We start from the raw sequence: 11,358 nt of genomic DNA, 5'->3' as shown, positions 1-11,358 counted from the left end.
AAATCAGCGCTGCACAACCCGCAGGTTGTTGTTCTGCTCTTTCGGCAGAACCCGTTTGGCAATCACGTAGTTCTTGTCCCAGAACGGCTTTTTCAGTGTGTCGATGCTTACCGACTTGCCACGACGCGGTGCGTGGATGAAGCGGTCGTTGCCCAGGTAGATGGCAACGTGATTGACCTGGCGGCTCTTGAGCTTGAAGAACAACAGGTCGCCCGGTTTCAGGTCTTTACGATCAACCTTCAGCCCGTGACCGGCGGCCATGGCGTTGGAAGTGCGTGGCAAATCCACCGCTTTGACGTCATTAAACGCATATTTCACCAAACCACTGCAGTCGAACCCTTTACTTGGGCTGCTGCCGCCCCAACGATAAGGAGTACCGAGCACATTAACCGCGCGGCTGAGGACGTTGCTGCTTTGTTTGGTGTTGACTGCCATCAGGCCGGCGGTTGCTTTACCGTGGGCCTTGCTCACTTGAGTCGGGCGGTTGACGGTCAGCTTTACCGACTTGGCGGTGCCTGGTGTGCTGTGAACTTTAGGGGTGAAACCGTTAACGTTAGGAAGACGTTGCTCACGATTGGTGGCGTGGGCGGCCAGTGGCATTAATAGGCAGATGGTTAGCCATGTCTTGAAAAATGGTCGCATTAGGCGTGGCTCTTTTTGGTTTGCGCGCAACTTTATAACAGCTTTTTGTGTCGTTCTAAGGCCGTTTGTCGACTGAACCCTGGGGTCAAATTCAGGAAAAACGCGACGAATTGCCGCTATTGTCCTGCAGAGGTCAGGTGGCATAAGGCTTTGCGGGAAGGAAGATACCATTTGCCGTGCGTCGGGCGCCCGTAAAAAAGTCACAAAGAAAATGAAAAAATTTATCTATCGAGGCAAAAGAGGTACTCCATGAACACCTATCGACAGGATGTGATGCAGCAGGACACCCACAGCAAGGTGATCGGTTACCTGCTGTGGATTTTCGGTTTTACCGGGGCGCACCGCTTCTATTACGGCAAGCCGGTGACCGGGACGATCTGGTTTTTCACCTTTGGACTTTTCGGGATCGGCTGGCTGATCGACTTGTTCCTGATCCCCGCCATGGACCGTGAAGCAGACCTGCGTTTTACCGCCGGGCCGATCGAATACAACGTGGCCTGGGTACTGTTGGCGTTCCTGGGCGTGTTCGGGCTGCACCGCATGTATCAGGGCAAATGGATCACCGGCCTGATCTACCTGCTGACCGGCGGTTTGTTCCTGGTGGGCGTGCTGTATGACTTCTGGACGCTGAATACGCAGGTTTCGATCCGCAATGCCGAGCGCAACAACGGCCGATAAGCGCGCATACATTCAATGCGAGCACGGGCAATGTGGGAGCCGGGCTTGCCCGCGATAGCATCACCTCGGTTTGGCTGAAAGACCGAGGTGCCTGCATCGCAGGCAAGCCAGATCCCACGGTGGCCACTTTAGATTTTGCGATCTATCAGGCCTGGTAGCTGATCCGCCCATCCACCAAGGTGTACCGCACCGTCGCCGGCAGGCTATGGCCGATGAACGGGCAGTTTTCGCCCTTGGACAGCCAGTGTTCCCCGGCAACCGTGGAGCTGGTCGGATCAAACAGCACCAGATCCGCCGCCGAACCCACCGCCACCTTGCCCGCCGGTAGCCGCAAGGCCTCAGCCGGGCCGGCACTCAGGCGCGCCAACAGCGTTGGCAGGTCGAGCAGACCGTCTTGCACCAGGGTCATCGCCAGCGGCAGCAGCAGTTCGACACTGCTGATGCCCGGCTCGGTCGCGCCAAACGGCGCCAGCTTGGCATCACGCTCGTGGGGTTGGTGGTGGCTGGAGATTGCCGACACCACACCCGACTTCACGGCCGCGCGCAAACCGTCGCGGTCGGCCAGCGTGCGCAGCGGCGGCTGCACGTGGTAGAGGCTGGAGAAATCGATCAGCGCTTCATCGGTCAAAATCAGCTGGTACAACGCCACGTCCGCCGTCACCGGCAGGCCGCGCGCTTGTGCCTGGGCGATCAGGGCCACGCCGCGCGCGCTGGTCAACTGGCTGAAGTGCGCACGCACGCCACTTTGCTCCACCAGCAGCAGATCACGGGCCAGGGCCACGGTTTCAGCGGTTTCCGGGATGCCCGGCAGGCCGAGGAAACTGGCGACGGCGCCTTCATGGGCCAGGCCGCCTTCGGCCAGGTCGCGGTCCTGGGAGTGGAAGATCACCGTCAGGTCGAAGGTGGCCGCGTATTCCAGGGCGCGGCACAGCGTGCGCGTGCTGCGAAAACTTTCCAGCCCGTTGCCGAATGCCACGCAACCGGCGTCGCGCAGGGCGATCAGCTCGGCGAGTTGTTCGCCTTCCAGGCCTTTGCTCAGCGCGCCAATGGGGAACACTTTGCAATTGCCGGCTTCGCGGGCGCGGTCCAGGATCAGCTCGGTCACCGCCGAGGTGTCCAGGATTGGCTTGGTGTGCGGCGGGCAGCACAGGCTGGTGACACCACCGGCAGCGGCGGCGCGGGTTTCACTGGCGATGGTGCCTTTGCGGCTGTAACCCGGTTCGCGCAGGGCGACGTTCAGGTCGACCAAACCAGGCGCGGCCACCAGGCCTTTGGCGTCGATCGTCTCGCTGGCGTTGAATCCCGCAGGCGCAGCGCCAATGGCGAGGATCTTGCCGGCTTCCAGGTGAAGATCGGTAACTTGATCCAGGCCGCTGGCCGGATCGATGACTCGGGCGCCGAGAATGCTGAGCTTCACTGGGCGTTCTCCTGCTCGAATTGACGTTGCGCGGTTTGCCCGCTCATGGCCATGGACAACACCGCCATGCGCACGGCGATGCCGTAGGTGACTTGATTGAGGATCACCGATTGGCTGCCGTCGGCCACCGCCGACTCAATCTCAACCCCACGGTTGATCGGCCCTGGGTGCATCACGATGGCATCCGGCTTGGCGCCGGCCAGCCGCGCGGTGGTCAGGCCGAACAGGCGGTAGAACTCACCTTCGCTCGGCAGCAGGCCACCGGCCATGCGCTCGCGTTGCAGGCGCAGCATGATCACCACGTCTACGTCCTTGAGGCCTGCGGTCATGTCGGTGTAGACCTTGACGCCGTACTGCTCGATACCGATCGGCAGCAGGGTTTTCGGCGCGATCACGCGGATGTCCGGGCAACCCAGGGCTTTGAGGGCCAGCATGTTCGAGCGCGCGACCCGCGAGTGCAGGATGTCGCCGACGATGGCCACCGAGAGGTTTTCAAAACCGCCCTTGTGCCGACGGATCGTCAGCATGTCGAGCATGCCTTGGGTTGGGTGCGCGTGACGGCCGTCGCCGCCGTTGATGATTGCCACGTTCGGGCACACATGCTCGGCGATGAAGTGTGCGGCGCCGGAGTCGCCGTGGCGCACCACGAACATGTCGGCGGCCATGGCTTCGAGGTTGCGCAGGGTATCGAGCAGGGTCTCGCCCTTGCTCGCCGACGAGGTCGACACGTTCAGTGTGATCACGTCGGCCGACAGTCGCTGGGCCGCCAGTTCAAAGGTGGTGCGGGTGCGGGTGGAGTTCTCGAAGAACACATTGCAGATGGTCTTGCCGCGCAGCAGCGGGACCTTCTTCACCGCGCGGCCACCGACTTCGAGGAACGAGTCGGCGGTGTCGAGGATTTCAGTCAGCAGTTCGCGGGGCAAACCGTCGAGGGACAAGAAGTGTTGCAACTGGCCCTGAGCATTGAGCTGCAGCGGGCGCTTGGCATCTAGAGGCGTCATCGCGGGGACTCTGTACAAGGCGGTTTAAAGGGCAAGGTCTTGCAGTTCGAGTTCGAGCGGCGTGGGACCGGACAATTTTACCCGCTGGTGGGCCTCCAGGGACAGGGTGGCACCGACCACATCCGGGCTGATCGGCAATTCGCCAGCGTCCAGGTCGAGCAGGCACACCAGCGTCACGCTGGCCGGGCGGCCGTAATCGAACAACTCGTTCATGGCGGCGCGGATGGTGCGGCCGCTCATCAGTACGTCGTCGATCAGCACCAGGTGCTGGCCTTCGATCTCGAACGGCAGGGCTGAAGGGCGCACCTGCGGGTGCAGGCCATTCTGGCTGAAGTCGTCGCGGTAGAAAGACACGTCCAGCGTGCCCAGCGGCGAATCGCTGCCCAGCTCCTCCAGCAACGCTTGGGCCACCCACACACCACCGGTGCGAATGCCGATGAAGCGCGGTTCGCTGATGGCACGGTGTTGCAGGTGCGCCTTGAGGCGAATCGCCATCTGGCTGATCAGGTCGGCGGGATTGGGCAGGCTCATGGTGGCTCCTTCAAGGCCTCGCGCAGGCAAGGTCCGGGCTCAAACGTAAAAAGACGCGGCAAGCCGCGTCAGTCAGGATTCAAATAAAGCGGTGTTTTCATCCAGCCAACCCTGCAACAGCAGGGCGGCGGCGATGGCGTCCACCGGGTTGTCGCGGTAGCTGCCTTTCTGCCCGCCACGGTCACGGCGCTCACCCTTGGCTTCAAAGGTGGTCAGGCGCTCGTCGTGGGTATAGAAGGGCAGGTTGTAGCGGCCATTGAGGCGGCGGGCGAACTTTTCGGCGCGCAGGCACATGTCGCTGGGGGTGCCGTCCATGTTCAAGGGCAGGCCGACCACGACGGCGTCGGGTTTCCACTCCTTGATCAGGGCCTCGACCTGGTTCCAGTCCGGCACGCCGTTCTGGGCCTTCAAGGTGCACAACTCGCGGGCCTGGCCGGTAATCACCTGGCCGACCGCTACGCCGATCTGTTTGGTGCCGTAGTCAAAACCGAGGATCAAGCGCAAGGCCATCAGGCGTGCCCCGCCTGGCTGGTCAGCAGGTTGAGGTTGACCCGCAACTTGGCTGCCGCCGCTTCCAGGCGCAGCTCGCTGGCGGTGTTGAATAGAATGTCGGCGTCGAACGGGCAGGTCAGCCAGGCATTACTGGCCAGTTCGGCTTCCAGTTGCCCGGCTTCCCAGCCGGCGTAGCCGAGGGTGATCACGCTTTGCTCAGGCCCCACGCCGTCGGCGATGGCGAACAACACGTCCTGTGACGTGGACAACGACACACCTTCGAGGTCGACCGTGGCCTGGAACTTCGGCCCGGTGGGGTGCAGCACAAAACCACGGTCGGTCTGCACCGGCCCGCCGATGTAGATCGGTACGTTTTGGCAGCGCGCCGGCGGGTCGATCTCGGGGCGCAGTTGCTCAAGAATGTCGGCCAGGTTCAACTCTTGCGGGCGGTTCACCACCAACCCCATGGCACCATTGGCCGTGTGCTCGACGATGTAGGTCAAGGTTTGCGCAAAGTTCGGGTCGGCCATATGGGGCATGGCGATCAGGAATTGGTGCTTGAGGTAGGTCGGGCTGACATTTTTCATGTCCGCTAGTGTGGCGTCGGAGGGGCGAACTGACAAGCTGCGGCAAACGCTAATTGTGGTAAGCGGGCTTGCCGTGGCGGGTAGGCTTGTTGTGGCGAGCGGGCTTGCCTCGCGTTGGGGCGCGAAGCGGCCTTGAAATCTGGTGCTGTGGTCTTTCAGGCAGCGCGCGGTGGCCCTGTTGGGGGCCGCTTCGCAGCCCAACGCGGGGCAAGCCCGCTCGCCACGAAAAGCCCGCTCGCCACGACAGCCCCGCTCGCCACACTGGCACGCAGCCTTTGGCAGGGTGTAGGAACGATCAGTTACTGGAAAGCCGATCACCGCGGGCAAACTTCCAAGTGCGGATGATTTCCAGGCGGTCTATGTCGTTCAAGTCGCCGGTAAACGGCGCGAAAGGCGCGGCCAGGCGCACGATGCGCTGGGCCGCCTGGTCCAGCAACGGTTGGCCGGACGACTCCAGCACCTGCACTTCATATAACGAACCGTCGCGGTTGATCGACACCAGTAAGCGCAAATTGCCATAGATCTGCTGGCGCCGGGCTTCGTCCGGGTAGTTGAGGTTGCCGATGCGTTCGACCTTCTTGCGCCATTCGTCCTTATACCAGGCGCCTTTGTCGCGCATGGTCGAGGCGGCGTTCAGGCGATAGATGCGCGGGCGCTTGGCGTACAACTGTTGTTCGTTGGCCAGTTCGGCTTCGAGGCTGGAGATCTGGTCGGAGAGCTGTGAGCTGTCGAAGGTCGGCGCCGGCTTGACCGGCTCGGGCTGCGGCTCGGTCTTGGTTTTCTCGCGCTGGGTCGGGGCTTTTTGCGGTTTCGGCGCAACAGTGGTCACGGCGGCCTTGGGCGCGGCCTGCTTGACCTCAGGCTTGGGCGTCGGCGGCGGGGTGACTTTATTCACCTTGTTGTCCTGGAACGGCGCCACTTCGGTGGTCTTGGGCACGGCCTTTTTGTCGAGCGTGCCGCTGCCTTGCTGATTGTCCTGGGCGAGAAAGTCAGCCTTTTCCGGCTTTTTTTCGCTCTTGAACGTGGCGAGGGTGATTTCCAGGGTTTTGGTGATCTGCTTGGGCTCGGCAAAGGTGAAACCCAGACCGAGTAACAAGGCGAGGTGGATCAGCGCTGCCAGAAACAGGGTAAATCCGAGCCGATCAGCCGGGCGCACGCCGCTGTGGGAGAGTTCGGGGGGCAGATCGGGCGGGAGCGTCATGACAAAAAACCAACATCGCGCGTTTCACAGGTGCCGCATGATAACGCAATGTTGGTGTGTGTCCGGCTGTTCTATGTCACTTGGCTTGCAGCTTGCGCTCGATGGCTGCCATCAACATTTCGCCGATGTTCGTGCCAAATGCGTTGTCGATCTCGCGAATGCAGGTCGGGCTGGTGACGTTGATTTCGGTGAGATTCTCACCAATTACGTCCAGTCCTACGAACAGCAGACCTTTTTCGCGCAGGGTTGGGCCGACTTGGGAAGCGATCCAACGGTCCTTGTCCGACAGCGGTCGCGCTTCACCGCGACCGCCGGCTGCCAGGTTGCCACGGGTCTCGCCTGCGGCAGGGATACGCGCCAAGCAATAATCCACCGGCTCGCCGTCGATCATCAGGATGCGTTTGTCGCCGTCCTTGATCGCCGGAATGTAAGCCTGGCCCATGATCTGCTGGGTGCCCAGCGCGGTCAGGGTTTCCAGGATCACCGACAGGTTAGGGTCGCCGGCGCGGTGGCGGAAGATCGACGTGCCGCCCATGCCGTCCAGCGGCTTGAGGATCACGTCGCCGTGCTTGGCGGCGAATTCACGCAACACGTCGGCGCGGCGGCTCACTACGGTAGGCGGCGTGCACTGTGGGAACAGGGTGGCGAACAGCTTTTCATTGCAGTCGCGCAGACTTTGCGGTTTGTTGACGATCAGCACGCCAGCCCGCTCGGCCTGTTCCAGCAAGTAAGTGGAGTAGACGAATTCCATGTCGAACGGCGGGTCCTTGCGCATCAGGATCACGTCCAGATCGCTCAAGGGGCTATCGATTTCATCCGCAAGCTCGAACCACTTTTCAGGGTTGGCAAACACCTGCAGCGGGCGCATGCGTGCGCGGGCCTCGCCGTCGCCCTGGTAAAGGTCCGGCTGCTCCATATAGAACAGCGTCCAGCCGCGGGCCTGGGCGGCCAGGAGCATGGCCAGCGAACTGTCCTTTTTATAGGAAATGCTGGCAATAGGGTCCATGACAATGCCGACGCGAACGCTCATGGGGGATTTCCTCTAGCAAATTAGGGCGCATAAAAGTGGCGTCAGAGTGGCGCTGCGGCTGTTGTGGGTCAAGGAAAAACCACCTGGCCGGTTGCTCGATAGATTGCGCCCGGAGACTGTGCTAAAAAGACTCCCACGGTGCAGCAGCCCTTGAATTCCAAGGCTTGCAGCGCTCATCCTGTGCAACATCAGGCAGTACACACCGAAAACCGATTCGCTGTGGCGATGGTAGAGCAGATATGGAACAGCATTCCAACGCCTTGAGAGTGATGGTGATCGACGATTCGAAAACGATCCGCCGCACCGCCGAGACCCTGTTGAAGAACGTGGGGTGCGAAGTCATCACGGCCATCGACGGTTTCGATGCACTGGCCCGGATTGTTGATCATCACCCGCACATTATCTTTGTCGACATCATGATGCCGCGCCTGGATGGCTATCAAACCTGCGCGCTGGTGAAGAACAACCCGGCGTTCAAGTCGATTCCGGTGATCATGTTGTCCTCCAAGGACGGCCTGTTCGACAAGGCCAAGGGGCGCATCGTGGGTGTCGATCAGTTTTTGACCAAGCCTTTCAGCAAGGAAGAACTGCTGAGCGCGATCAAGGCCTACGTGCCCGGCTTCGCCGCAGTAGAACAAGCACACTGACACCGCCTCACAAGGGCCGGCGTCCACCAATGTAGTGGGGAAAACCATGGCACGTGTTCTGATCGTCGACGATTCGCCGACCGAAATGTACAAACTGACCGGCATGCTGGAAAAGCACGGCCACCAGGTCCTCAAAGCCGAAAACGGCGCGGACGGCGTGGCCCTGGCCCGTCAGGAAAAGCCCGACGCCGTGCTGATGGACATCGTGATGCCGGGCCTCAATGGCTTCCAGGCCACCCGCCAGCTGTCCAAGGAGCCGGAAACCAACGGTATCCCGATCATCATCATCACCACCAAGGATCAGGAAACCGACAAGATCTGGGGCGCGCGCCAGGGCGCCAAGGATTACCTGACCAAACCCGTGGACGAAGACACCCTGATCGCCACCCTGAACAAGGTGTTGGCCGGCTGACGGCACGCCATCATGACCGAGTCACAAACCGCCTTCGAGCTGCTGCTGGACATCGACCGCCGCTGCCGCCTGCTGGCCGCCGACCTGCCGTCCCAGGAAACCCGCCTGCAACGTTGGAGCGGGATCGGTTTTCGCCTGGGGCCGTATTGGTACGTGGCGCCGATGGGCGAAGTCGCCGAGGTGTTGCATGAACCGCGCTGCACCTTGATGCCCGGCGTCAAGCCCTGGGTCAAAGGCGTGGCCAACCTGCGTGGGCGTTTACTGCCGGTGATGGACCTGGGCGGGTTCCTCGACCTCGGGCTGTCCAGGGCCCGCAAGCAACGGCGGGTGCTGGTGGTGGAATTCAACGACTTGTTTGTCGGGCTGCTGGTGGACGAGGTGGTGGGCATGCAGCATTTCGCACAAGACGCACTGTTGGCGAGCACCGCGCCCACCGCGCCGTTTATCCAGGGCCAGTTCGACAGTGACCAGCTGTGGCAGGTCTTCAGCCCCTTCGCTTTGGCCCAGGCCCCAGGCTTCATGGATGTCGCCGCATGACCACCGCAACCACGCCCAAACCGCAAGCCGCATCGCGCAGCCGTTCGCAGATCATCGTGCTGTTTATCGCGCTGATCGTGTTCATCATGCTGTTGTTCGCCAACTTCGCGTACCTCAATACCCAGTCCACGTACGACAAACAGTACATCGGCCACGCCGGTGAGCTGCGCGTGCTGTCCCAGCGCATCGCCAAGAACGCCACCGAAGCCGCCGCCGGCAAGGCGGCCGCGTTCAAGCTGCTGGGCGATGCACGCAACGACTTCGCCCAGCGCTGGGGCTATCTGAAAAAAGGCGATACCGAGACCGGCCTGCCGGCTGCACCCAACGCGGTACGCGCCGAAATGCGCGCGGTGCAGACCGACTGGGAAGCGCTGCTGAAAAACACCGACGCGATCCTGGCCAGCGAACAGACCGTGTTGTCGTTGCACCAAGTGGCCGCGACCCTTGCCGAAACCGTGCCGCAATTGCAGATGGAATCGGAAAAGGTCGTCGACATTCTGCTGCAACGCGGCGCCCCGGCCAGCCAGGTGGTGTTGGCCCAGCGCCAATCATTACTGGCCGAACGCATCCTCGGCGCAGTCAATACCGTGTTGGCCGGCGACGAAACCTCGGTGCAGGCCGCCGATGCCTTTGGCCGCGACGCCAACCGTTTTGGCCAAGTGCTTAACGGCATGCTCCAGGGCAACGCCGGCCTGCGCATTGCTCAGGTTGAAGACCACGACGCCCGTGCGCGGCTGGCGGAAATCGCCGAGCTGTTTGAATTTGTCTCCGGCTCCGTGGATGAAATTCTCGAAACCTCGCCGCAGCTGTTCCAGGTACGCGCCTCGGCGAGCAATATTTTCAACCTGTCGCAAACCCTGCTCGATGAAGCCTCGCACCTGGCCACCGGGTTTGAAAACCTCGCCAGCGGGCGCAGCTTCGACACCATCGGCGGCTACGTATTGGGCTTGCTGGCGCTGACCTCCATCATTCTGATCGGCCTGGTGATGGTGCGCGAGACCAACCGCCAGCTGCATGAAACCGCCGAGAAAAACGAGCGCAACCAGAACGCGATCATGCGCCTGCTCGATGAAATCGAGGACCTGGCCGATGGTGACCTGACGGTGACCGCCTCGGTCACCGAAGACTTCACCGGCACCATCGCCGACTCCATCAATTATTCCGTGGACCAGCTGCGCGATCTGGTGGCGACCATCAACCTCACGGCCGGGCAAGTGGCCGGCGCGGTGCAGGAAACCCAGGCCACCGCCATGCACCTGGCCCAGGCCTCGGAGCATCAGGCCCAGCAAATCGCCGAGGCTTCTACCGCGATCAACCAGATGGCCCAATCCATCGACCAGGTGTCGGCCAACGCCGCCGAGTCTTCGGCGGTGGCGGAGCGCTCGGTGGAAATCGCCAACAAGGGCAATGAGGTGGTGCACAACACCATCCACGGCATGGACAACATTCGCGAGCAGATTCAAGACACCGCCAAGCGCATCAAACGCCTGGGCGAGTCGTCCCAGGAGATTGGCGACATCGTCAGCCTGATCGACGACATTGCCGATCAGACCAACATCCTTGCCCTCAACGCCGCGATCCAGGCGAGCATGGCCGGTGATGCCGGGCGCGGGTTTGCCGTGGTGGCCGACGAAGTGCAGCGGTTGGCCGAGCGCTCGTCCGCCGCCACACGCCAAATTGAAACCCTGGTGCGGGCGATCCAGACCGACACCAACGAAGCGGTTATTTCCATGGAACAGACCACCACCGAAGTGGTGCGTGGCGCGCGGCTGGCGCAAGACGCCGGGGTGGCGCTGGAAGAGATCGAAGGCGTGTCGAAAACCCTGGCAGCGTTGATCCAGAGTATTTCCAACGCGGCGCAGCAACAGACCTCGTCGGCGGGGCAGATTTCCCTGACGATGAACGTGATCCAGCAGATCACCACGCAGACGTCATCGGGCTCGACCGCCACGGCGGAGAGCATCGGCAACCTGGCAAAAATGGCCAGCCAGTTGCGGCGTTCGGTGTCGGGTTTCACGTTGCCAGCCGCCAAGCAGGTGGACGATTGAAATGCTATCCAACTGTGGGAGCGGGCTTGCTCGCGAATGCGGTGTATCAGTCAGCTGATCTATTAGCTGGCCCACCGCTTTCGCGAGCAAGCCCGCTCCCACATTGGATCTCCTTTTGATTTGAGATCTTGGCAA

Annotated in this window: 13 protein-coding genes; 5 read left to right on the top strand and 8 right to left on the bottom strand. The window is 61.7% G+C overall.

Annotated features, from left to right (window positions below; translation table 11 throughout):
- Positions 1-3: 3 nt before the first annotated feature.
- Positions 4-642, bottom strand: a complete 639-nt coding sequence (locus tag C4J83_RS28425) for a C40 family peptidase (protein WP_106575678.1) — start codon at positions 640-642, stop codon at positions 4-6.
- 249 nt (positions 643-891) lie between these two features.
- On the opposite strand from C4J83_RS28425, the gene C4J83_RS28420 reads away from it, so the two are divergent.
- Positions 892-1,320 (top strand): NINE protein, encoded by a 429-nt coding sequence (locus tag C4J83_RS28420; protein ID WP_119737451.1) that lies wholly within the window; start codon positions 892-894, stop codon positions 1,318-1,320.
- Between the two features lie 145 nt (positions 1,321-1,465).
- Here C4J83_RS28420 and C4J83_RS28415 read toward each other — a convergent pair whose 3' ends face one another.
- From C4J83_RS28415 to gshB, 7 genes are all read right to left on the bottom strand, one after another.
- Entirely contained in the window at positions 1,466-2,737 is a 1,272-nt protein-coding gene (locus C4J83_RS28415; RefSeq protein WP_106575676.1) for a dihydroorotase, read from the bottom strand.
- Positions 2,734-3,738, bottom strand: coding sequence for an aspartate carbamoyltransferase catalytic subunit (locus tag C4J83_RS28410; protein WP_106575675.1), 1,005 nt, complete (start codon positions 3,736-3,738; stop codon positions 2,734-2,736). The genes C4J83_RS28415 and C4J83_RS28410 overlap by 4 nt, the downstream gene beginning before the upstream one ends.
- Before the next feature lie 24 nt (positions 3,739-3,762).
- The gene (gene pyrR, locus C4J83_RS28405; protein WP_106575674.1) at positions 3,763-4,269 is read right to left on the bottom strand and encodes a bifunctional pyr operon transcriptional regulator/uracil phosphoribosyltransferase PyrR; all 507 of its coding nucleotides are present in this window, start codon (positions 4,267-4,269) and stop codon (positions 3,763-3,765) included.
- 72 nt (positions 4,270-4,341) lie between these two features.
- Positions 4,342-4,779, bottom strand: coding sequence for a Holliday junction resolvase RuvX (gene ruvX, locus C4J83_RS28400; RefSeq protein WP_003195067.1), 438 nt, complete (start codon positions 4,777-4,779; stop codon positions 4,342-4,344).
- Entirely contained in the window at positions 4,779-5,348 is a 570-nt protein-coding gene (locus C4J83_RS28395; protein ID WP_106575672.1) for a YqgE/AlgH family protein, read from the bottom strand. The genes ruvX and C4J83_RS28395 overlap by 1 nt, the downstream gene beginning before the upstream one ends.
- A gap of 295 nt (positions 5,349-5,643) precedes the next feature.
- Positions 5,644-6,549 (bottom strand): energy transducer TonB, encoded by a 906-nt coding sequence (locus C4J83_RS28385; RefSeq protein WP_106575671.1) that lies wholly within the window; start codon positions 6,547-6,549, stop codon positions 5,644-5,646.
- Between the two features lie 76 nt (positions 6,550-6,625).
- Positions 6,626-7,579: a glutathione synthase gene (gshB, locus tag C4J83_RS28380; RefSeq protein ID WP_106575670.1), complete on the bottom strand. Its 954-nt coding sequence runs from the start codon at positions 7,577-7,579 to the stop codon at positions 6,626-6,628.
- Between the two features lie 239 nt (positions 7,580-7,818).
- Between gshB and pilG the strand changes: the two genes are divergently transcribed.
- Genes pilG through C4J83_RS28360 form a run of 4 tightly spaced genes read left to right on the top strand, consistent with a single transcriptional unit; the run spans position 7,819 to position 11,223 of the window.
- On the top strand, positions 7,819-8,226 hold the full coding sequence (pilG, locus tag C4J83_RS28375; RefSeq protein ID WP_106575669.1) for a twitching motility response regulator PilG: 408 nt from the start codon (positions 7,819-7,821) through the stop codon (positions 8,224-8,226).
- A 46-nt stretch (positions 8,227-8,272) separates the two neighbouring features.
- Positions 8,273-8,638 carry a twitching motility response regulator PilH gene (pilH, locus tag C4J83_RS28370; protein ID WP_003234583.1) on the top strand — a complete coding sequence of 122 codons (366 nt, stop codon included), beginning with the start codon at positions 8,273-8,275 and terminating at the stop codon, positions 8,636-8,638.
- Between the two features lie 12 nt (positions 8,639-8,650).
- Positions 8,651-9,175 (top strand): chemotaxis protein CheW, encoded by a 525-nt coding sequence (locus C4J83_RS28365; RefSeq protein WP_119737459.1) that lies wholly within the window; start codon positions 8,651-8,653, stop codon positions 9,173-9,175.
- Positions 9,172-11,223, top strand: a complete 2,052-nt coding sequence (locus C4J83_RS28360) for a methyl-accepting chemotaxis protein (protein ID WP_119737461.1) — start codon at positions 9,172-9,174, stop codon at positions 11,221-11,223. The genes C4J83_RS28365 and C4J83_RS28360 overlap by 4 nt, the downstream gene beginning before the upstream one ends.
- The last annotated feature ends 135 nt before the right edge of the window (positions 11,224-11,358 follow it).

Origin of the sequence: Pseudomonas sp. LBUM920 (assembly GCF_003852315.1) — a bacterium.
Taxonomy (GTDB): domain Bacteria; phylum Pseudomonadota; class Gammaproteobacteria; order Pseudomonadales; family Pseudomonadaceae; genus Aquipseudomonas.
This window is presented reverse-complemented; position numbering and strand designations above follow the sequence as displayed.